The sequence below is a fragment of the Siphonobacter sp. BAB-5405 genome, from assembly GCF_002872335.1.
Lineage (GTDB): Bacteria > Bacteroidota > Bacteroidia > Cytophagales > Spirosomataceae > Siphonobacter.
The window spans coordinates 72,708-94,666 of sequence record NZ_NJAG01000003.1 but is presented as its reverse complement, the minus strand read 5'-3'; the positions used below and the strand labels follow the sequence as shown (position 1 = coordinate 94,666).

Annotated in this window: 21 protein-coding genes; 7 read left to right on the top strand and 14 right to left on the bottom strand. The window is 49.0% G+C overall.

The genetic code is table 11. From position 1 onward, the window contains the following. Positions 1 to 74 precede the first annotated feature (74 nt). A complete protein-coding gene (locus tag BWI97_RS03050) occupies positions 75 to 653 on the bottom strand; it encodes a hypothetical protein (protein WP_102199992.1) in 579 nt (192 codons plus the stop codon). A 165-nt stretch (positions 654 to 818) separates the two neighbouring features. Here BWI97_RS03050 and BWI97_RS03045 point away from each other — a divergent pair, with 165 nt between their 5' ends. Next, positions 819 to 1,241 (top strand): nuclease A inhibitor family protein, encoded by a 423-nt coding sequence (locus BWI97_RS03045; RefSeq protein ID WP_102199991.1) that lies wholly within the window; start codon positions 819 to 821, stop codon positions 1,239 to 1,241. A gap of 155 nt (positions 1,242 to 1,396) precedes the next feature. On the opposite strand, the gene rplT is transcribed toward BWI97_RS03045, so the two are convergent. The 7 genes from rplT to BWI97_RS03010 all read right to left on the bottom strand — a co-directional run bounded on the left by rplT (position 1,397) and on the right by BWI97_RS03010 (position 7,167). Beyond that, positions 1,397 to 1,741 carry a 50S ribosomal protein L20 gene (gene rplT, locus BWI97_RS03040; protein ID WP_094817007.1) on the bottom strand — a complete coding sequence of 115 codons (345 nt, stop codon included), beginning with the start codon at positions 1,739 to 1,741 and terminating at the stop codon, positions 1,397 to 1,399. A 163-nt stretch (positions 1,742 to 1,904) separates the two neighbouring features. Further along, on the bottom strand, positions 1,905 to 2,099 hold the full coding sequence (rpmI, locus tag BWI97_RS03035) for a 50S ribosomal protein L35 (RefSeq protein WP_094817006.1): 195 nt from the start codon (positions 2,097 to 2,099) through the stop codon (positions 1,905 to 1,907). A 208-nt stretch (positions 2,100 to 2,307) separates the two neighbouring features. After that, complete coding sequence (gene infC, locus BWI97_RS03030; RefSeq protein ID WP_094817005.1) at positions 2,308 to 2,868, bottom strand: translation initiation factor IF-3; 561 nt, start codon at positions 2,866 to 2,868, stop codon at positions 2,308 to 2,310. 163 nt (positions 2,869 to 3,031) lie between these two features. After that, positions 3,032 to 4,981 carry a threonine--tRNA ligase gene (thrS, locus tag BWI97_RS03025; protein ID WP_102199990.1) on the bottom strand — a complete coding sequence of 650 codons (1,950 nt, stop codon included), beginning with the start codon at positions 4,979 to 4,981 and terminating at the stop codon, positions 3,032 to 3,034. 193 nt (positions 4,982 to 5,174) lie between these two features. Then, positions 5,175 to 6,305, bottom strand: coding sequence for a tetratricopeptide repeat protein (locus BWI97_RS03020; RefSeq protein ID WP_102199989.1), 1,131 nt, complete (start codon positions 6,303 to 6,305; stop codon positions 5,175 to 5,177). Between the two features lie 82 nt (positions 6,306 to 6,387). Beyond that, positions 6,388 to 6,777 (bottom strand): hypothetical protein, encoded by a 390-nt coding sequence (locus BWI97_RS03015; protein ID WP_141217614.1) that lies wholly within the window; start codon positions 6,775 to 6,777, stop codon positions 6,388 to 6,390. A gap of 24 nt (positions 6,778 to 6,801) precedes the next feature. Beyond that, the gene (locus BWI97_RS03010) at positions 6,802 to 7,167 is read right to left on the bottom strand and encodes a hypothetical protein (protein ID WP_102199988.1); all 366 of its coding nucleotides are present in this window, start codon (positions 7,165 to 7,167) and stop codon (positions 6,802 to 6,804) included. A 173-nt stretch (positions 7,168 to 7,340) separates the two neighbouring features. Here BWI97_RS03010 and BWI97_RS03005 point away from each other — a divergent pair, with 173 nt between their 5' ends. The 4 genes from BWI97_RS03005 (at position 7,341) to BWI97_RS02990 (ending at position 12,004) form a co-directional block, all read left to right on the top strand. Beyond that, positions 7,341 to 9,839 carry a M14 metallopeptidase family protein gene (locus BWI97_RS03005; RefSeq protein ID WP_102199987.1) on the top strand — a complete coding sequence of 833 codons (2,499 nt, stop codon included), beginning with the start codon at positions 7,341 to 7,343 and terminating at the stop codon, positions 9,837 to 9,839. A gap of 144 nt (positions 9,840 to 9,983) precedes the next feature. Next, the gene (locus BWI97_RS03000) at positions 9,984 to 10,247 is read left to right on the top strand and encodes an autorepressor SdpR family transcription factor (protein ID WP_102199986.1); all 264 of its coding nucleotides are present in this window, start codon (positions 9,984 to 9,986) and stop codon (positions 10,245 to 10,247) included. A 4-nt stretch (positions 10,248 to 10,251) separates the two neighbouring features. Beyond that, the gene (locus tag BWI97_RS02995) at positions 10,252 to 10,893 is read left to right on the top strand and encodes an SdpI family protein (RefSeq protein ID WP_102199985.1); all 642 of its coding nucleotides are present in this window, start codon (positions 10,252 to 10,254) and stop codon (positions 10,891 to 10,893) included. Between the two features lie 31 nt (positions 10,894 to 10,924). After that, positions 10,925 to 12,004: a S9 family peptidase gene (locus tag BWI97_RS02990; RefSeq protein ID WP_102199984.1), complete on the top strand. Its 1,080-nt coding sequence runs from the start codon at positions 10,925 to 10,927 to the stop codon at positions 12,002 to 12,004. A 363-nt stretch (positions 12,005 to 12,367) separates the two neighbouring features. On the opposite strand, the gene BWI97_RS02985 is transcribed toward BWI97_RS02990, so the two are convergent. The 4 genes from BWI97_RS02985 to ligA all read right to left on the bottom strand — a co-directional run bounded on the left by BWI97_RS02985 (position 12,368) and on the right by ligA (position 16,138). Then, positions 12,368 to 12,784, bottom strand: a complete 417-nt coding sequence (locus tag BWI97_RS02985) for a heavy metal-binding domain-containing protein (protein ID WP_094808941.1) — start codon at positions 12,782 to 12,784, stop codon at positions 12,368 to 12,370. Continuing rightward, positions 12,765 to 12,917, bottom strand: a complete 153-nt coding sequence (locus BWI97_RS02980; RefSeq protein ID WP_233207743.1) for a Dabb family protein — start codon at positions 12,915 to 12,917, stop codon at positions 12,765 to 12,767. Before BWI97_RS02980 ends, BWI97_RS02985 begins: the two co-directional genes overlap by 20 nt. Before the next feature lie 244 nt (positions 12,918 to 13,161). Next, on the bottom strand, positions 13,162 to 14,043 hold the full coding sequence (dapA, locus tag BWI97_RS02975; protein ID WP_102199983.1) for a 4-hydroxy-tetrahydrodipicolinate synthase: 882 nt from the start codon (positions 14,041 to 14,043) through the stop codon (positions 13,162 to 13,164). A gap of 49 nt (positions 14,044 to 14,092) precedes the next feature. Beyond that, entirely contained in the window at positions 14,093 to 16,138 is a 2,046-nt protein-coding gene (ligA, locus tag BWI97_RS02970; RefSeq protein WP_102199982.1) for an NAD-dependent DNA ligase LigA, read from the bottom strand. A 134-nt stretch (positions 16,139 to 16,272) separates the two neighbouring features. Here ligA and rpe point away from each other — a divergent pair, with 134 nt between their 5' ends. Continuing rightward, on the top strand, positions 16,273 to 16,935 hold the full coding sequence (gene rpe / locus BWI97_RS02965) for a ribulose-phosphate 3-epimerase (protein ID WP_102199981.1): 663 nt from the start codon (positions 16,273 to 16,275) through the stop codon (positions 16,933 to 16,935). 418 nt (positions 16,936 to 17,353) lie between these two features. On the opposite strand, the gene BWI97_RS02960 is transcribed toward rpe, so the two are convergent. Further along, complete coding sequence (locus tag BWI97_RS02960; protein ID WP_102199980.1) at positions 17,354 to 19,777, bottom strand: TonB-dependent receptor; 2,424 nt, start codon at positions 19,775 to 19,777, stop codon at positions 17,354 to 17,356. 210 nt (positions 19,778 to 19,987) lie between these two features. After that, positions 19,988 to 20,371, bottom strand: a complete 384-nt coding sequence (locus tag BWI97_RS02955) for a hypothetical protein (RefSeq protein ID WP_102199979.1) — start codon at positions 20,369 to 20,371, stop codon at positions 19,988 to 19,990. A 142-nt stretch (positions 20,372 to 20,513) separates the two neighbouring features. On the opposite strand from BWI97_RS02955, the gene BWI97_RS02950 reads away from it, so the two are divergent. Further along, positions 20,514 to 21,932, top strand: a complete 1,419-nt coding sequence (locus tag BWI97_RS02950) for an MDR family MFS transporter (protein WP_102199978.1) — start codon at positions 20,514 to 20,516, stop codon at positions 21,930 to 21,932. Positions 21,933 to 21,959 lie beyond the last annotated feature (27 nt).

Here is a 21,959-nt window from a genome sequence, read left to right as displayed (position 1 = left end):
TAAAAAAGGGCCCGCAACGAAAAAATCTGCGGGCCTTCGACACAAACTTTACTCATCGCTGAGGTACTGACAGTTTATTTACCAAAAAGTCCGCCAAGTATACCTCCTAATCCGCCTTCGTTGTTTTTGTCATTTTTATCGTTGGACGAGCCAAACAAACTACCTCCAATATTCTTCAAATCATTCATATCAAGTTTACCATCGGCCAGAGCCGCTCCTACCTGATTAAAGTTAAAACCGCCCGTGTTGGCGTCCGTACCCGCCAGAAGCGATCCCATCATGGAATTGGCATCCACAGATTTGTCGCTCGGATTGTTCAACTTCCCGATGATTGTACTCAAAACCATTGGCACGATGGCTCCAACAATACTTTGAGCCACGGAGCCACTGATTCCAAATTTGTCCATCAGACTCCCTATGGCATTTTGGGAAATTCCCGAAACAATGGGACTCTGTTGTACTGCCTGGCGACCGGAGAATAATTCCATCAGGCCACTGATGTTTCCCTTGGCCGCTTCGCCCTGTAAACCCTGTACGATAGACGTAAAGATGGTCGTCTGAGCGGCTTCGTTCTGTTGTTCAGGAATAGCCGGATTGTTGACAATGGCTTCCTGTGAATTATTTTTGACGAGATTGAGGAGCTGATCTAACATAGTTGTTTATTAGTAAGCGTATGGTCGTTTTTACTCAGCAATAGTACTCTACTTTTTTGAAAAACAAAAATTACCTTTGCTACATTACTTTGTAAAAAAGTTGAGCCTACCTCCCTTCGTACGCTTATTTTTGATTCAATTTCGGACTTTTTCAACCTTACGATTATGGCTGCCCGACTGGCTTCCAATCTCTTGATCGAAAACCTGAAGCAGGAAGTAAATGGCCTGCTCTATACCAGCGAATCTGATGCTCCTTTTGAGGTAAACGCGTTGCCTGAATGGCAGGAAGAGACGCCTCCCGAGGCAGAAGCATTCCGTACCTTGCTGGGACTAGAAGCGGATGTACCCGTGAAAATCCAAAAAATAGAATCGTTTTTCAGACCTCTGCTGAAGACCTATGACTGGTTCGGGGAAGAAGAAAATCAGACGGTAGAACGCTATCAGCAATTGAAAAGCTTCGTCGCTACGCAATTGACGAAACCTCAGGTATACCGCGTGGGAGAAGTAGAAATCGATATTTACATCGTGGGGCAGTCCGTGGATGGCCCCTGGGTAAGTTTAAAAACCAAAGCGACGGAAACGGAATAAGTACCATTTTCAAGCCTGACGTGTAGTCATGAATTATGGCTTCCTTTCTTAAAAAAGTGACATTTCGTCGTATTTTCCATAGGCTACTAAAACAAAAATCCTCCGGCAAGCCGGAGGATTTTCTATAGATCGAAACTTGATTTCTAATCTATGGCTCATTTCACGTGGTCAACCACAGCTTTGAACGCATCAGGATGGTTCATTGCCAGGTCAGCCAATACTTTACGGTTCAGTTCAACGCCTGAATTATGCAGTTTGCCAATGAATTGTGAGTAGCTCAAGCCATGCTGACGAGCACCGGCATTGATACGTGCAATCCAAAGAGCACGGAAATTCCGTTTTTTCTGCTTACGATCGCGGTAAGCATAATTTAAACCACGTTCAACGGCATTTTTAGCTACCGTCCAAACGTTTTTACGACGGCCATAATAACCTTTGGCCAGTTTGAGCACCTTTTTGCGACGGGCCCGAGACGCTACGTGATTGACACTACGTGGCATGTTGTGTTAGTTTTTTGACGTTGGCGGAGGAGAGTTTTGAGTTCTGAGTTCAGGGTTTTGAGTTAAACTCGTAACACTAAACGCTAAACCCTAAACGCTGTTCTCGCTTAAAAAGCCATGAGTCGGGTTAAACAAGGAAACCTGTAATTGGTCCGAAGACAAACTACTTGGCAAGCAGAGCGATTACGCGAGCGTGATCTGACTCATGTACCAGCGTGCTCTTAACGAGGTTAGCCTTACGTTTGTTAGACTTCTTCGTCAGGATGTGGCTGTGGAAGGCGTGCTTCCGCTTGATTTGTCCGGTTCCAGTCAGCTTAAAACGCTTTTTGGAGCCCGAGTTTGATTTTTGCTTAGGCATAAACTGAACCTGTTAATAGATGAAAAAAGTACTCAAAGTGAAATGAACCGCAAAAGTAACAAAAAAACCAATAATAGTTACGATTTAATTACGTTTTTTAAGCTATCTTCCTCGTTTTCAGGTCGTAAAATAACCCATGGGGTAGCATTCGTGTGAATACTACCCCATGGGTTGGTACAGATTCGACTTTGCTAAAAAGCAGGTCGATTTATTTTTTCACTTTTGGAGCGATGATGATGTTCATCCGGCGACCTTCCAGACGAGCTTCTGATTCCAGTTTTCCGTGTTCTTCCAGATCCGACATGAATCGTTTCAGCAGATTGAAACCCTGGTCTTTAAATACGATTTCACGTCCGGAGAATTGTACGTAAGCTTTCACTTTCGAACCTTCTTTCAGGAAGTTGGTCGCGTGCTTTAATTTAAAGTCGTAATCGTGATCATCCGTCGTAGGACTAAAGCGGATTTCTTTAATTACCACTTTAATTTGCTTGGATTTCAGCTCCTTCTGTTTTTTCTTCTGTTCGTATTTGAACTTCGAATAATCAACGATACGGCATACTGGGGGATCTGCATTAGGAGAAATCTCCACTAAATCCAGAGCCTGTTGCTGAGCCATCTCCAGAGCCTGACGAATATCAACAATCCCCTGGTCCACGTTTTCGCCAACCAAGCGTACTTGCTGTACTCCGCGAATCAATTGATTAATGCGGTAGGGTTCTTCTTTCCTTACAGGAGGTCTGCGGTTCATACCGCCGGGGCGTAATGCCATACTTGTTAATTTGGTGATTTTTAAGTTTTCAGTGATTACTGTTTTCAGCAGAATGGAAGTAGACTGAAAACTCCTGATCCTGAACTGAAAACTGAGAAGAAGCCGTCACGAGAGCTTCCTTACGTAACGGCTTCGAAAAATACGTGCCTAAGATGAAGTATTTTTAAAATTTAAGCAAATTTTTATTAATTTCCTCCTTAGCCAGGGCAATAAACTGACCGATTGGCATACTACCTAAGTCACCTTCGCCTTTTTTACGGACAGAAACGGTCCCTTCGGCCTGTTCTTTCTCACCTACGATGAGCATAAAGGGTGTTTTCGAAACCTCCGCATCACGGATTTTTTTGCCAATTTTTTCATCCCGGTGATCTACGTAGCCCCGCAAGTCATCTTCCTGAAGCAACAGAAAGATTTCGTTGGCGTAGTCCGTGTATTTCTCTGAAATCGGTAATACTGCCAATTGTTCCGGTGACAGCCACAGCGGGAAATTTCCAGCTGTACTTTCAATCAGAATAGCTACAAAACGCTCGAGCGACCCAAAAGGTGCCCGATGGATCATTACGGGACGGTACTTTTTATTATCTGCTCCGGTGTATTCGAGATCAAAACGTTCGGGCAGGTTGTAATCTACCTGAATGGTACCCAACTGCCACTTACGACCCAGGGCATCTTTCACCATGAAGTCCAGCTTTGGACCGTAGAAGGCTGCCTCACCGTATTCAATGACCGTATTCAGTCCTTTCGCTGCGGCGGAGCTGATGATGGCCTGTTCGGCCCGATCCCAGTTTTCTTCCGAACCGATGTATTTGGAACGATCTTCCTGATCCCGTAATGAAATCTGAGCACTGTATTCGTTAAAGCCCAGAGCTTTGAATACGTACTGAACCAGATCAATTACTTTCATGAACTCTTCTTCCACCTGATCGGGACGGCAGAAGATGTGAGCATCATCCTGCGTAAAGCCACGTACGCGGGTCAGTCCGTGCAACTCACCCGATTGCTCGTAGCGATAGACCGTACCGAATTCCGCAAACCGTACCGGAAGATCGCGGTAACTGCGGGGCTTCGACCGATAGATTTCGCAGTGGTGCGGGCAGTTCATCGGTTTCAGCAGGAACTCCTCGTCTTCATCCGGGGTATGAATGGGCTGGAAGGAATCCTTACCGTATTTTTCGTAGTGACCGGAAGTCACGTACAGTTGCTTGGAACCAATGTGCGGCGTTACGACCGGTAAATACCCCGCCCGAACCTGAGCCCGGCGAAGGAAATTTTCCAGCCGCTCGCGAAGGGCTGCACCTTTGGGCAACCACAGCGGCAAGCCCTGCCCTACCCGCTCGGAGAAAGTAAACAGCTCCAATTCTTTACCCAGCTTCCGGTGATCCCGCTTTTTGGCTTCTTCGAGCAGGTGGAGGTATTCCTCCAGCTCTTTCTGCTTCGGGAAGGTCACCCCGTAAATCCGGGTGAGCATTTTATTGTTTTCGTTGCCCCGCCAGTAGGCTCCGGCTACGTTGAGAATTTTGGCAGCTTTAATGAAACCAGTATCCGGAATGTGCGGACCCCGGCAGAGATCGGTGAAATTTCCCTGCGAATAGAAGGTAATCTTTCCATCTTCAAGGTCCTTCAGCAGATCCAGTTTGTACTCGTCGCCTTTTTCTTCAAAATACGCAATGGCCTCCGCTTTTGAGATCGGTGTACGGGCGTACACTTCTTTCTGCCGGGCCAGTTCGAGCATTTTGTCTTCTACTTTCTTGAAATCTTCCTGCGAGAATTTCTGATCGCCCAAGTCAACGTCGTAGTAGAAACCGGTTTCGATGGCCGGACCAATCCCGAATTTCACGCCGGGATACAAGGCTTCCAAAGCTTCGGCCAGCAAGTGAGCCGACGAGTGCCAGAAGGTTGCTTTTCCGTCCGTGTCGTTCCAGGTCAGCAGTTTGACGGTTGAATCGTTTTCGATGGCACGACTAGCGTCCCATACTTCGCCGTTTACTTCGGCGGCTAATACATTACGGGCAAGGCCTTCGCTGATGCTACGGGCAATGTCCAGGCCGGAGACGCCCTTCGGAAACGTACGGATGCTTCCGTCCGGCAGGGTAATCTGGATTTGATTTTCCATGAATATGTGAAATAAACGATTAAAAATCACGGAGATACAAAGTCCGTGAGAGCCTTACCGTTTTCAGTGTACCGTTTGCTGTTTTCAGTGAACTGTGTCCAGAAAACGATTCTGTCAACGCCATGTATAGTTACTTCTACTATGAATTTCTTTCAATGCCCTAAACTAACAAGCGTTTCCGATAAACGCACTACTAAATGGAATCGGCGGCGGCGGTTCCCGTTTTGTCAGGAACAGTCAGGGCTGGCCGGTAGCGTTCATCCTGCCGCAGCTCCGGGTAATTGGTGAGCTGTTTTCGTCGCGTTCGCCAGTACCCGCCTATGGCCTTTCGGTTGCCTGGATTCTGCTGAGCTTCCGTCAGGTAGTAATCCATGGCTTTGTCGTCGTTGCCTACTAACTCAAGACATTGGGCCATCAGAAAGTTCAATCCGGGATAGTTAGGGTTCACCTTCTCAACCACCTGTAAATGCTTTAGTGCAGCCGCCGCTTTTTCAACGTTGAACAAGAGCGAAGCTACGTACAGGTTCGCTCCCGGATTATTAGGCTCCGTTTTAATGGCTTTCATGAACTCGGTGTACGAACTGTCCACTTGCGAAGTTTGCAGGAAGGTGAGCCCCCGACGGTAATGCAAATCGGCATCATTCGGGTAAAAATTAAGTCCTTCCTGAGCAAACCATAACGCCTTGGGATATTCCTTTTTCTGATAGTAAATCCGGGATAGTTGCTGATACGCATCCAGAAAACCGGGCATCAGCGTACGGCTTCGCAGAAACAACACAAGGGCCGAGGTCGTATCTCCTAATTTTGCGGCAATCATGCCGCGATAGAAATAGGCTTCGCCGTGGTACGGGTTGATTTGCAGGGTACGGGCCAGGTACTGTCGGGCTTTTCCCAACTGGTACTTCTGCTGGTACAAATCCGCGAGCAGGACGAAGAGTTCGGGGGTACGTTCATTAAGAATTTCGGCCCGTTGAGCCGCATACAGAGCTTCGTCAATCTGCCGGCGTTGCCGCAGAATCTTCGCTTTGGTTACGTAATAACGCCCCGTATTTCGTTTGAGTTCGATGGCCCGGTTGATGTCTTCCAGGGCGGCATCCAGCTCCGAACGCTGGAGATAAATTTCGGCCCGTTTCTGGTAGTTATCCGGAGCATCCGGATACTGATGAATGACCCGGGTCAGCAAATCCAGGGCCTTGGGCGTAGAAAAACCTTCGTTCATGTTCGGCAACGGCGGAATACGTATACCCGCCTGCTCTTCCGAAGAACAGGCCATCATTCCCCCGAGTAAACCTAGAAACACAAAAACCAGAACCGAACGAATCATCCCCAAAGTCTAAAATCGCCGCAAAACTACGGAATTTACAGGACTGACTCTACCTGATTGCCAGAAAAGACACAAACCAGCCTTAACGATCCAAAGACACTGACGGACTTTTCTTTCGGAAGAAGTAGCGGTAATCGTAGTAGTCATTAACCGTTTTCGGTTGCTGAAACACCGCCTGCTGGTATTCCCAGCCATTGTCAATCATAAAATTGACTACCTCCATCGAAGAGTTGAATTTTTTAGCTTTTCCGGTTTCGGGGTCTTCAATGGCCATCTTTCGATTCGAAACCTGATCTTTCTGACCGTAATCGACCCGTGAAGAGAGCGAACTTAGAATGGAAGGTTCACGGATTTCAATACTAATCATGGTTCCTTCTTTCAGCGTATTCAGATCCACTCCATTGACCAGCACCTGGGCTTGCACCAGAGAACCCAGGCCACAGAGCATAAGCACATAGACGACACGTTTCATAGGCATAGTTTAGGAATAAAGGTTTCATTCCTTAAACTCCACAAGCCGGCCCCTGGTATCTGTTTTAGAATTTTTAACAATCCCAGCCCGCTCTGCCCCTACTTCCTCTTCATTCGTGCCGGTTCGTATTTCCGTATTAAACCATTGTTTTTCCGGTTTACGATGCTTGTGGTACGCATTGATTTGAGCCGCAAAATCTTCCTGAGCATTGCGAAGAAAACTGGCAGAAATGTACGTATCGGTAGTACGAACGGTGGTTAAGTACACCAGGCGTGTCGTGCCCGGCGTTCGAATTTCATCATTCGTAGCTGTCAAAAAATAATAATAGGTTTCTGGTGGACGAACCAGCATACCCATTACGAAAAACAGGCGGATTAGTAAATACTGCATATGGAAGAAAAAATCAGTTAGCCCTTTCAGACTTGGCTGAACGCTTCAGGCCTGTACTTGATCGACGATAATCCCAGACAGGTGCATTTGAATTCTATCTTTTGTCGATCCACGATCCGAGTAGGAGAAAATTCGCCTAATTTTGAAGTTTCCGGATAATACACAACATCGGCATGAAAAAAGTTTCCCTTTTCTTTCTCCTAACCCTCTTTGCGTACCCAGTTCTGGCTCAGAAGACTCCCAAAGAATTTTTAGGATACGAACCCGGTACCATTCGTTGTACCCCCCATTACCGGGTTCTGGATTATTTTGAGTACCTGGCTCAGCAGTTTCCCAAGCAGGTCAAACTTCAGCAGTACGGCACCACCTATGAAAACCGTCCTTTGATGGTGGCCATCATCGCGTCTGAAGAAAATTTCCCCCAACTTGAAACCATCCGTACCAATCATCTCAAGTCGATTGGCTTACTGGAAGGTTCCGCTTCCGGAAAGTCGGTACCCGTCTCCTGGATGAGTTATAACATCCACGGCAACGAAAACGTATCGTCGGAAGCCGCCATGATCGTGGCGTATAACTTATTGAAAGGCGATAACACGGCCGTTCTCAAGAATACGGTTGTGATCATCGATCCCTGCGTCAACCCCGACGGCTACGATCGCTACGTAAATGGTTACAACCAGCGTCTGGGCAACGTAGCTAACGCCTACGCCGGTGCCTGGGAGCACTCGGAACCCTGGCCGGGCGGACGGATGAACCACTACATGTTTGATCTGAACCGCGACTGGGCCTGGATGGTGCAGAAAGAAAGTCAGGCTCGCAATACGATTTATCAGCAGTGGATGCCGCACGTATTCGCTGATTTCCACGAGCAGGGCATCAACTCTCCCTATTTCTTTACGCCACCCGCTAAACCCGTACACCAGGACGTTACAGCCTGGCAACGGGAGTTTCAGACCATCATCGGTGATTACAACCGGAAAACCTTTGATAAAAACGGCTGGCTGTACTTTACCCGCGAGAACTTTGACCTGTTCTACCCTAGCTACGGCGATACGTACCCGACTTTCAACGGAGCCATTGGTATGACCTTCGAACAGGCTGGAAACGGCCGGGCGGGTCTGGCTATTCAGAAAGAAGACGGCGATACCCTGACGCTTCACGAACGCATCAGCCACCACGTGGCAGCCAGCAAGGCGACAATGGAAGCTCTTTCAGCGAATGCGGATAAAGCGGCGTCGGAGTTCATCAAGTTCTTTACCAATGCCAAAAATAACCCGACCGGAACGTACAAGTCTTACGTCATCAAAACCAAAGGCAGCGAAGGAAACGCCCGGGCGTTCACAGCGTACCTTAAACGCATGGGCTTCCAGTACGGTTACGCAGACAAGTCTGCTAACTTCTCGGGTGCCTACAGTTTTGCGGATGACAAATCAGCCTCTGCGTCCGTGGAAGCCGGTGATATTGTGATTAGTACGGCCCAGCCCCGTTCGACCTTCCTGAAAATTCTGATGGAGCCGAAAACGACGCTGGAAGACTCGGTTACCTACGATATCACGTCCTGGGCACTTCCCTACGCCTACGGTCTGAAAGCGTTTGCTCTGAAAGAAAAAGTGCCGTTTACGACCACCGCTCCGGCAGCTACTACGCCAGCTGCCATTACGACGAAACCCTACGCGTATCTGCTTCGCTGGAAATCGCAGGAAGATGCTCATTTGCTGGCTCATTTGTTCCGGAAAAACGTTCGGGCCCGGGTAGCTACGAAGGCGTTTGAGGTAGAAGGTCAGAAATACGACATCGGTACGGTCATTCTGACGCGGGGCGAAAACGCCAGACTGGGTGACGCGTTTGATACGATTTTACAACAGGAAGCCAAAGAAATGCCGGGCAGCCTGATTCCCGTGGCTACGGGTTACGTAACGAACGGTCCGGATTTGGGCTCGAATTACGTAGCACAGATGAAGGCACCAAAAGTAGCGATTCTGACGGGTGAAGGCACCTCTCCCTACGCCGTAGGCGAAGTTTGGCATTACTTTGATCAGCAACTGCACTACCCGGCCACGATGATTCACACGAACGATTTTGCGAGTGCCAAGCTGGCCGATTTCGACGTACTGATTCTGGCGAATGGTAATTACGGACGGGTGCTCAACGAATCCGGTCTAACCAAGTTGAAAAGCTGGGTACAGGCGGGTGGTAAACTGATTGCTCTGGAAGGTGCCGTTGGATCGCTGGCGGGCAAGGAGGGTTTCGAAATCACGAAAAAAGAGGAAAAGGACGAGAAAGGAAAAGCGGCCAGCGACCTGAAAGTATTCGGTAACCGCGAACGCGAATCCGTATCGACCGACACGCCGGGAGCAATTTACAAATTCAACCTTGACACCACACACCCGCTGGCGTACGGGTTAACGAATCCTTACCACGGACTGGTACTTTCGACGAGTGAGTATGGATTCCTGAAGAACGGCTGGAATGTAGGTTATCTGCAAAAAAACCCGGCCGTTGCTGGTTTCGTGGGCTTTGAAGCGAAAAAGAAACTGGAAAATACGCTGATGTTCGGTACGCAGGATTTAGGTCGTGGTCAGGTGGTTTATCTGGTCAACAACCCCCTCTTCCGTGGGTTCTGGCATCAGGGCAAGCTGGTATTTGCAAATGCCGTATTTATGGTGAACTAAGCCCTACCTGCTTTCGATGCAAACAAAAATCCCGGAGCCTGATCGTTCCGGGATTTTTGTTTGTCTGCTGGATAAAAAAACAATTAGACGATTGTCTAATTACCAAGAAATAGTTAGATATTTGTCTAATTATCTATTTACCGGATGAATACTTTATTTAAGGCTCTGAATGATCCCACGCGGCGACAAATACTGGAACTACTCCAGGAGAAAGATTTGACAGCGGGTGAGATTGCAGAGCATTTTGACATGACCAAGCCCAGCATTTCTCACCACCTGGATTTACTCAAACAGGCCGATCTGGTGGTCTCCCTGAAAAAAGGACAGCACATCATTTATTCGCTCAACATGACCGTGCTGGACGAAGTACTCGCCTGGATCATGCACTTACGTACACCCAAACCCTAACCTTATGAAAGCCTCCCGTACTTTACTTGCCATCGTTATTTCGCTGTTGCCGCTGCTGTATCTAAATTTTATCTTTCCTGAACTGCCAGACCGCGTACCGATCCATTTCGACGCCCAGGGCCGGGCGGATAACTATGCGTCCAAATCCGGCTTTTATGGCTTACAGTTTGGCATGGCCGCTTTTTCCATAGGTATCTTTCTTTTGATTAAAAAAGGCCATACAACCAAGGCAACATCCACGAAATACACGCAGGAAACCCTGGAGCAATTAGGCCTGGGGTCCACGGTGTTTCTGGCCGCTCTGAACTTCATTATTATTGAGGCTGCTATCGCTCAGGACGGCGGTAAAATGATTGATTATGTATTGCTTTTATTTCCCTTTCTCTTCCTTTTCTTAGGCAACTATTTTATCCGCTTGAAGCCCAATTATTTCATCGGCATTCGTACACCGTACACGCTAATGAATGAAGAAATCTGGCGAAAAACGCACCGGCTGGCGGGACGCTTGTTGGTCGTTTCCAGTCTGGTTAGTATTCTGCCCATGTTGTACGTTGATTTTACAGGTAAAATGCTGATTGTCGGCGGTATGCTCGCGATTGGTTTCATTTATCCTATGTTTTATTCCTATCAGTTATCCCGTAAATAATTACTTTCCTAAAACCTTTCATGGCTCTCATATGAAGTTATTTACTTCCCTGCTAGTTTGCCTGAGTACGCTTGCCTTTGCTCAGGAAACGAAACCTTTTCACGAAGAGGAAGTCAGCTACTGGAACACCAAAGATTCCGTGCAGTTGAAAGGAACGCTGACGCTGCCGAATCAGGGTAAAAATTTCCCGGCTCTGATTCTCATTACGGGCTCGGGGCCGCAGGATCGGGATGAAACCATTCTGGGTCATAAACCTTTCAAAGCCATTGCTGAATACCTGGGTAGTCGCGGGTACGCCGTCCTGCGATACGACGATCGCGGCGGAGGAAAAATGAATAAAACCTTCATCAATGCTACGATTGATAACTTCATTAAGGATGCGGAAGCGAGTCTGGATTACCTGAAAACCCGGAAAGAAATCAATCCCAAGAAGATTGGCATGCTTGGCCACAGCGAAGGCGGTAGTGTAGCTCCGGGCGTGGCGGCTCAGCGAAAAGACGTTGCGTTTGTCATCCTGATGGCCGCACCGGGTCGATCCATGGTGGAGGTCATGCGGCAGCAAAACCGTGATTTGTTCTATACGGCAAAGATCGACTCAACAGTCGTTGAAACCTACGTTACGGAGTACTTCGACAAGGTCTTCCCTGCCTTTGCTACGCAACAGGATACGGCCCAACTGAGTGGGTTGATCCGGGAACGCATTGGTTTTTTACGCACGAAAATGTCGCCCAACCAGCTATTCGTTTTTGGTATTCCCCCCAAAGAAGAGATGTACGTCAAACAGGTGGTTACTAACTATAACGGGGAATGGTTTCGTCGCTTTATTAGCTTCGACCCCGTTCCTTCCCTCCAAAAATTGACGGTACCGACGCTCGCATTGAATGGTACCAAAGACGTCCAGGTGAACGCCGATATGAACCTTCAGGGGATTGAAAATGCGTTGCAAAAAGCCGGAAATAAACGGTACAAAATCGTACGTCTGGAAGGATTAAATCACCTGATGTTACCCGCAAAAACGGGCTTACCTCAGGAATACGCTGCCATCAAGGGTGACATTGATCCGACGTTCCTGGAAGCTGTCTACGAATGGTTACAGAAAGAGGTGAGGTAATGATGGTGGCGGGATGCGGCCCGCCCGGTAGGCACAGCCTACCAACTTCTACGTCCGTAGCAAATGCTACGGACAACCCGCCCCGCTAACGGCATCGAACTTTAAAATAAACTTGGAATGGAAAGTGGCAGTTGGAAACTGCTAAATGGTGGGTACAGGCTTAGAAACCTGCACCAGTTGCCTCCCTCTTTTTCAACTACTTCCCAACCCCGGAGGGGTTTAACAATATATAGCCCCGTATGCAATATGGGGAAGAAGCCACCAAAATCCGTCCGTTTTCCCCTAACAAACCATTGAGGTTTCAGTTTTGACGGTCGCATTTGCAATCCATCAAACCTGAAACCTCAAACTCATTCAAACCTTCTAATTTCCTCGATACAATACCGCCGTTCCTTCCATAATGTAACCGTTGGAAGTCGTCGAGGTATAGTACTGATACTTCACGTCAATGACGGCATTGGCACCCATATCTTCGGCTTTTTTCACGAGCATCTGAGTCAGCCGGTCTTTTTGCCGGGCGTCATTACCGCGTTGCGTCATAGGGCCTTTAGTCGTCCGCTGAGCATCCGTTAAAGGCATTTCTTCGTGGATACTTACCTGATCAATTACCTGAAAAGGGCGATCCGGTTTTTCCTGGTTTTCCCAGTATACATCCAGGTCATACTTCCGGTCACGTGAAATGGGTACCGAAGGCATAAAACACGACGTTACCGTCCAGGCCAGTATACCAAAGCCCAGCACGCGTAGGCCGAGGGTTCGATTAAATCGTTTCTGAATCATAGATCACTACCCGATCCCAGTATTGCTTGCAGTCTTCCACGAATTTCAGGTGAATCGGGTCTACCTGATACACATCGTGGCCTGCCATATCTTTGAAAACGGTCAGCAGGCAATAATCGTATGAACGATCAATGACGGGACGATCCGTAGAAGCCGGTTTGCCGACATTAAATAGCTCCAGCCTTCGACCTGACCCAGGGAAGACACTCCCTGTTCAAATTTTAAACGATCTTCTGCAGAAATATCCGCTTTCAGGAAAAAATTAACGACGTGTACGAACATTAGAGTTTTCAGTTGTCGGTTTTAAGTTTACAGTTTCTGGCTTGCAGTTCCTACCGGGAATTCCCCACTGAAAACTGCAAACCGAAAACTGCCAACTAAACTAGTTTATCCTTTTGAATCACCGAACGCTGGCGTTCTTTTAATTCTTCGGAGGTTTTCATTAAGGGTAAGCGTACATCGGAAGAAATCAGTCCCAGGGATTCGAGAATACCCTTCACACCGACCGGATTTCCTTCTTCGTACAGCAATGGATCAATGTCCAGGAACGAACCGAGTGTTTTACGGGCCGTAGCAAAATCGCCGTTGAGAGCCGCGTGAACCATCCCAGTGAATTTTCCCGGGAAAGCGTTGGCAATCACGGACATTACACCTACGCCACCGATGCTAATGATGGGTACCGCCTGTACGTCATCGCCCGAGATGAGCAGGAAGTCTTCGGGCATATCGCGGAAGATTTCCATGCATTGCTCGATGATGCAGGACGCTTCTTTCACCCCGATGATATTCGGGTGCTGAGCCAGCTCGATCACCGTTGCACTCGTCATGTTGATGCCCGTACGACCGGGGATGTTGTACATGATTACGGGAACGGGAGAAGCATCGGCCACCGCCGTGTAGTGAGCAATGACGCCCCGTTTACCGGGCTTATTGTAGTACGGACAAACCGACAGAATGGCATCGACGCCCGTCAGGTCCGTTTTAGTAATCTCTTCAACAACCTTGGAAGTGACGTTACCACCGATTCCGTAGACGATGGGAAGTTTGCCCGCATTTTTTTCCTTGACAAACTGAAGTACCTCCACTTTTTCGGCTTGGGTCATCGTGGCTGACTCGCCGGTAGTTCCCTGGATCACCAGGTAATCAACACCCCCATCGGTGACGTGTTGCAGCATACGTTCCAGACCCGTCCAGTCGATGGAGCCGTCTTCGTGAAAGGGAGTAACTAGGGCGACTCCAACGCCGTGAAATTTTTTCATACTGGATGGTAATGGGGTCAGGTCTGCCTATGTATCCGTCCCCGATCAACTAAACTATTAATTTCAAAAATTCTTCTTCGCTAATCATCGTTACGTTGAGCTTCTTGGCTTTTTCGACCTTGGAAGCTCCGGGTTTTTCCCCCACGATGAGGTAATTTAATTTACCCGATACGCCACTGAGCAATTTACCGCTGTGGGCTTCAATGAGGTGTTCGAGGGCTTCCCGCTCGAAATTCTCGAACGTTCCGGTGTACAGAAACGTCTTTCCGGCCAGTTTATCGCTCAATTGTTCAACAATGGCTTCCTGACCTACGCTCATCTGTAACCCCGCTGCTTTCAGCCGTTCTACAAAAATACGGTTATCTTCTTCCTGGAAAAATTCTACAACACTTTGAGCGATACGTCCGCCAATTTCGGGGACGTTTACCAGTTCTTCGGCACTGGCTTTCTCGATTGCCTCAATGGTTTTGAAATACCGGGCCAGCTTCTGAGCCACCGTTTCGCCCACGTACCGGATGCCCAGGGCAAACAATACGCGTTCGAAAGGCACGGTTTTGGAAACGTCGATGGCATTCAGAATAGCCTGCGTCGTTTTTTCCCGGAAACCAATTTTCTTGCTTTTGCCCGTATCAGGATCGGTGATCGTTTTTTCCAGCCCGAAGAGTTGCTCGTAGGTCAACGCATAAAAATCGGCGGCGGTTCGTACCAGTCCTTTTTCGTATAACAATTCTATTTTTCCTTCGCCCAAGCTATCCATATTCATGGCTTTTCGCTGGATAAAATGCTCCAGACGGGCCCGAATCTGCGGGGGGCAGCCTTTTTCATTCGGACATAAACGGGCTACTTCGCCCTCCCGCTGAATCAGCGTCGAGCCACAGGCCGGACAAGTTGTCGGGTAGTGAATGACCTCCGAAATCAGGGGCCGTTTCTCCAGGTTGACACCCGTAATCTTGGGAATAATTTCTCCCCCTTTTTCTACGTACACGTGATCGCCTAAACGCAGTCCCAATCGTTCAATTTCGTTGGCATTGTGCAAACTGGCCCGCTTTACGATGGTACCAGCCAGCAGTACGGGCGAGAGATTGGCCACGGGCGTAACGGCTCCGGTACGCCCCACCTGATAGCTGATCGACCGCAGAGTGGTTTCAACCGACTGAGCTTTAAACTTGTAAGCAATGGCCCAACGCGGCGACTTGGACGTGTACCCTAATTCCCGCTGTTGAGCGAAGGAATTCACTTTGATGACAATCCCATCGGTATTGAGCGGCAGATCAAAACGCTTGGTTTCCCATTCGTTGATGTAGTCCAGTACTTCCTGAATCGAGGAGCATTTTCGCCAGGTTTGCGACACGTTGAATCCCCAGCGTTGCAGGGCCAGTAAGCTCTCTTCGTGCGTACTGAAAATTTCCGTATCGGCCAGAAAGGTATACAGGTAACAATCCAGTCGACGACGGGCCACTTCCGCAGAATCCTGTAATTTGAAGGTTCCGGCAGCGGCGTTACGGGGATTCATCAGCGGTTCTTCACCAATGTCCACGCGTTCCTGATTGAGCTTGTTGAACGAAAGCAGCGGCATGAAGCCTTCGCCACGTACTTCAAAAATCGGCGGCAAATCTTCGGCTTCGATGTGGTGCGGCAGGGTTCGCAGGGTTCGTACGTTGTTGGTAATGTCATCCCCCCGCGTCCCATCACCCCGAGTTACGCCCGTGGTCAGCAGCCCGTTTTCGTAGCGGATGGACAGCGAAATCCCATCGAATTTCTGTTCGCAGATGAATTCAACGTCTTCCTGAGGAATGATTTTACGAATGCGTTCTTCCCAGTCCAGAATTTCCTGTTCGTTGTACGTATTCGACAGCGACAGCATCGGGTACCGGTGAAACACGGTTGCAAATTCTTTGGAAACAGTACCCCCGACGTTCTGCGTGGGCGAGCCTTTGTGCTTGAACTGCGGGTACTCTAATTCGAGCTGGGTCAACTCCCGCAGAAGGGCGTCGAACTCAAAATCAGATACTTCAGAAACGGCGTCCTGATAATATCGGTTATTTAAATACTGAAGACGTTCGGTTAGTTCGTCAATTCGTTGCTGAGGAGTCATGCGTACGGTTACTAAGGGACCGTTTTCAGTGCGACGCGTGACGGTTTTATCTACCCTAAACGCAGTCTTTGCCCACTGGAAACTGATTTTATACAAAGGTCTAAAACTTTCGCATACAAATTTACCTTTGCAGAATGAAAACGCCTTTAATCGCACCTTCGATACTTGCCTCTGATTTTGCGAACCTGCAACGTGAAATCGAAATGCTCAACCGCTCCGAAGCCGACTGGATTCACGTGGACGTCATGGATGGGGTCTTTGTCCCCAATATTTCCTTTGGTTTTCCCGTGGTCGAAGCCGTCAAACGCTACGCCCAGAAACCCCTCGACGTTCACCTGATGATTACGCAGCCCGAGCGATACATCGAGACCTTTCAAAAAGCCGGAGCCGATCGCATTACGGTTCATTACGAAGCCTGCACGCACCTGCACCGTACCATTCAGCAAATTAAAGATGCGGGTTGTCAGGCGGGCGTGGCTCTTAATCCGCATACGCCGGTTTTTCTGCTGGAGGATATTCTGGAAGAGCTGGACCTGGTGCTGATTATGTCCGTGAATCCGGGTTTTGGTGGACAGAAATTTATCCAACGGACGTACGAAAAAATCAACCGTCTGTCGGAATTACGCTATACGCTTAACCCGCAGTTACTCATTGAAGTGGACGGTGGGGTGAATGCGGGGAATGCCCGGAAGCTGGTAGAACACGGAGCCAATGTGCTCGTCGCCGGAAACTTTGTTTTTTCCGCGGAAAGCCCGGAAACAGTGATTGCTGATTTGAAGAAGGACGCGGCTTTGTAATTAATTCAGAGGACAACGGCTTTGGTAGGAACGGGCTCAAGCAGAACGGGTTAAAACCCGTTCCTACCAGACAAACCGAGCCTACGGCTCTCACTCGCCACTCAACCGAAGCCCAAGAGCCGTAGGCTCGGCTCCTTTCCTAAGGTTGGGTTTTAACCCAACCCCAACGCCACAACGAGCTTGATCGGAATGCGGGCAACGGGCAAGCAGATGGGTGCAAGCAGGACGGGTACAATTAGAACGGGTTGAAACCCGTTCCTACCAGACAAACCGAGCCTACGGCTCTCACTCGCCACTCAACCGAACTCCCAAGAGCCATAGGCTCGGTCCCTTTCCTAAGGTTGGGTTTTAACCCAACCCTATCAAACGCAAAGAAGGACGAGCGAATCGCCCGTCCTTCTTTGCGTTTGATATTCTTCTAAATCTTCACTTCAAACGGAATAATCAACTTAAAGCTCAAATTCCGCCCCATGTTGAATACCCCGGCCCGACCCGTTCGTGGGTTTACATCCAGATACTTCAGGCGGCTCTGGTGCGACTGGTACGCTACATCGAAAACGTTGTTAGCTGAGAAGTAAAAGGACGCCAACGTTCGTTTGTTCTTCGTTACGATGTCCGTACCCAGTCCGATATTCACGAGCTGATACCCCGGCGTTGCGGTTTCCGTACCGTAAGCCGCCAGAAAGCGATTCTGCTTCTGCGTTACTTCCAGATCGACGGTCAGGTACAGATTCCGCAGGAAATCCCGATACCGATCCTTCGTCAATTTTACTTGCGAAATCCAGCGGGGAGCGGGCATGAACGGCAGGTATTGGGCCTCCGCTTCGCGGGCCGAGAGATTGTCCCCGAATACCGCTGAATAACTCTGCGTAATACTAAACCAGCGAGCCGCCTGCGGATTGAACGTTACCGTACCTTCCATACCCCGAAGCCGGGCATTGCCCTGAGCGTAGCGGTAAATGGGAACATTGCCGTTGTACAGCGTGTCCTGCCCATTGGGTTTCTGTACCCGTTCGGAGTACGTGTAGTTTTGAATCGAGTTCTGGAAGACGCTCAGATCCACGTACCAGTTTTTGTCTTCGTACGTCAGTCCTAAATCGCCCTGATAAGCCACTTCCGGCACGGCGTCGAGCTTACCGATTTCATAGCGGAAGGTCCCGGCGTGAATGCCGTTCGACGAAAGCTCGGGTACCGTAGGGGCCCGGAAACCCCGCGAACCATTCACCCGTACGGCTAATTTTTCGGTCAGATTATACACGCCGCCTAAACTGGCCGATACGTTCTGGTAGTTTTTGTCAAAACCCGCAAAACGCTCACTACCTGCCCCTTGCGGCGTTACCTGGAAATTACCGTCTGGGTCGATGTACAGTTTGCCAATGTCGAGTAAGCGAATATCATATCGCACCCCACCGGAAAGTTTCAGCCGATCGTAGCTCTTCTTGGCGAACAGAAATACGCCGTTGTCGAAGAGGTTGTAGTTCGGATACAGTACCTGAAAACCTTGATTGTCTAGTCGCTGGAACATCCCGTTGGTACCGACGTTCACCTCCCAGTTATTCTTGGCCGCGAAGTTGTACCGCACGTCGTAGTAATTGGTGTACAGGTACAAGTCCAGTTGCGACTCCCAGGGACGAGTCACATCACCGTACTCGCTCCGACGATTGCGGGCCATACTCACGACCGCCGTAGCTGATGAGCCATTGGCGAAATTGACCAGGTTATTCCAGGAAACTTTTTCGTTAATGAGTTTTTGTGAATTATATGGAATGAAGTCGCGACTGTTGAGTTCGCCATCCGTAACCGGGCGGTCTACTTCCTCGCCGCTGGCATTGACACTCGCCGTTGTGAAGCGGCCCGTAACATCACGGGTCCCGTTGATGATGTTGTACTTCTGGAAGGTCCGCAGGAAGTGAATACGGGAATAGCCCCACTTCTTATTCAAACCAAAATATCCGTTGAAATTGATCGGCTCGGTAAAATTGGAAGCGAACACCCGACCGTCGTACGCATTCCGGTAATTCTTGGTGGACTTGGTCGAAGCCTGAGCCAGCCAGACAAATCCGTTTTTGTTCCCCGCGATCTGAGCCGAGATTCCGTAGAGATTATTATTCGTCTGATAGTTACTCAGGATGCGACCCACCATTTTACCTTCCTCGATCGGACGCGGCGACAATACGGACATTACGCCTCCTAGCCCATCCGAACCGTACATCAGCGAACCGGCTCCCCGAATGATTTCGTAGCGATCAATCGAATACTCATCAATCTGGATGCTGTGCTCTTCCCCCCACTGGTTATCCTCCTGCCGTACGCCGTCGTGCATGGTGATCACCCGGTTGAAGCCCAGTCCTCGAATGATGGGCTTACTCAGCCCCGCTCCGGTCGATACCTGCGACATGCCGGGTAGTTTGGCTACGGCATCGATCAGGTTGGTCGAAGATTGCTGCAATAACCGCAACTGCGTAATGGCCGCAATCGGAATGGGACTTTCCTTGATCACCGTTTTCGTGGATGATCCCGAAACAATTACTTCTTCGAGCGACTGAGCGGCGTTTTCCATCACAAAATCCTTGGTCGTTGCTCCATCCACAGCCACTTTTTCGATCACCGTCCGGTGCGAAACGTAACTGACCTGCACCGTAAAGGTACCCTTGGGCAGATTGGAAATTTTGTAGGTACCGTTTACGTCGGAGGTGGCTCCCACGCGTAATTCCGGAATGTATACCGTTGCACCCACGACGGTTTCGTTGTCTTCCCGGTGAATCACTTTACCGGAAAGGGTATTCTGAGCGAACAGGCTTCCTGAAAACAGAAAGCAGAAGAAGAAGAAAATATTTTTCATCGAGTGTTTTTGCGGGAAAAATGGACCATACAGGCATACGCATACCCCCAAGACACGGGAACTACACGCGATGCTACCTGCTAGGATACAAAAAGAAAGAAAGGAGAAATCTTCGGACTACATTGACGTGCAAAGACATACGATCTCCTGCGGAGCCGGTACACCTCTACGTTAGGCCTGAATAGCCAATCATTTCGAAAATGAGTTACACTAGGCCGCGGGTGGACCTCGGAGAGAGTAATAGAGGAATTCACCAATCGGCGTAATTCCCTGGTAGAAAAGCGTAAAAACCGGACTTAATTCAATTTCCCAGGTCTGAAAATCAATCGATTCAACACTTGGCAGATCCAGTACGGGATTGGACACCGCATCCAGTAACAGCAACTCCAGTGACGTGTGGGAGTTGGGCTGAATGGGCCCTTTCGTCTTCGATCGGAAGGGGTGAGCGTGAGAAATAATCCGTCCATCGGCCAGTCGGTGCCCGTGCCGGAACACTACGCCATTGACGAGCATTACCGTAAACAGGCCGAGAAAAAATCTCGCGACTGTCAGCCGGTACAGGCTTCGCCAGGAAGATTGCGTAGCTAGGATCACAGGGAAGGTTTCAAATCAGGGACGATGTGTCACAAAAATAGAAAAGCTTTTGATATTTGGTTTGGGGTTGAAGCTTTATAGTTGATCGTGGAAGGATTTTTTCGGATTTAGCTTCTACTACCGGATGAATGTATAGCGATTTATGAAGAATACTATTTCCCTGATTATCCCTTTAATGCTGGGAACACTGATGGCAGGCATTGACAGCAGTATTGTGAATGTCTCCTTACCCACCATGAGTCGGGAGTTTGGGGTAAACGTCGATGAGATTGAATGGGTCATTACCATTTACATGCTGGGTTTTTGCATGTTCATGCCTCTGACCAACTGGCTACGGCTACGCATTGGTTTTTACAAATTGTATCTGGGAAGTTTACTGTTATTCATTTTAGGTTCGCTGGGTTGTGCCCTTTCCACTACCCTGCCCGAGCTGATTACGGCCCGAGCCTTTCAGGCCTTCGGCGGGGGTTCGCTCTCCCCTACCGCCATGGCGATTTTGACAACCGTCTTTCCGGCTAACGAACGCGGTAAAGTCATGGGCTGGTGGTCGCTGGGAGGCATTACGGGTCCAGCGATCGGGCCTACGCTGGGTGGTTTGCTGACGGAATATTTCGGCTGGACTTCCATTTTCTACATTAACCTGCCCATTGGCATCCTGGCTATTGCACTCGCCATGCGGTCACTGAAGTTTCTGGACCGTAGTCGGGATACCAGTATTCATTTCGACCTGGGTGGCTTTGCCCTCTTTACACTATTTATTCTGCTGTTTCAGTTTGCCATTGCCCAGTTTTCCAGCCAGGGCTTCAGGTCTTTGCAGGTATGGTTGCCTCTGGTTCTTTCCTTAGTAGCCTTGGGCGTATTTATCAAACGCAGCTACCATCGGCCCGGAGCCTTGTTCGATCTTAGCATTTTCGAGCGACCGACGTACGTGTACTGCGTGCTGATTACGGTACTTCGCTCCATCGCTTTATTCGGCGGCTTATTTCTGTTACCGTTCTTACTTCAGGGTTATTTGAAATTTTCTGAACTGGAATCCGGACTGATGATTCTGCCCAACTCCATCATGATGGCGATTTTCACGCCACTCGCAGGAAATCTGTCGGATAAGTACGGCCCCAAACGTTTTGTCATGGCGGGGCTGGGACTGGTAGCTCTTTCCATGTTCCTGTTCTCGCAAATCAATGAGCCCATGGTGTGGTATGTACTACTTTCCATGATGATTCGGGGGATTGGACTAGGTCTCTTGATTACGCCGCTGACCGCTACCGCCATGAACGCCGTACTCCCCAATCAGGTGACGCCCGCCTCTTCGGTCTATACGCTCATTCAGCAATTAAGCGGTTCGATCGGCATCGCTTTTAGTGGGATGATCCAGCAATTTATCTATCAGTATTACATCAGCCGGAATACGTCGGAAATGTTATCTGAACACTATTCCATTCAGTATGTCTTCATGATTTCTGGGTCGCTGGTGGCTCTCGGTATTTTTATCGCTACCAAATTGCCCCGGTATAAAGCCAAACTGCCGCAAAATAATGAGCAACTGTCGGTGAATCCTTAAGCTTTCTAAATCAGTATGGATCACTCC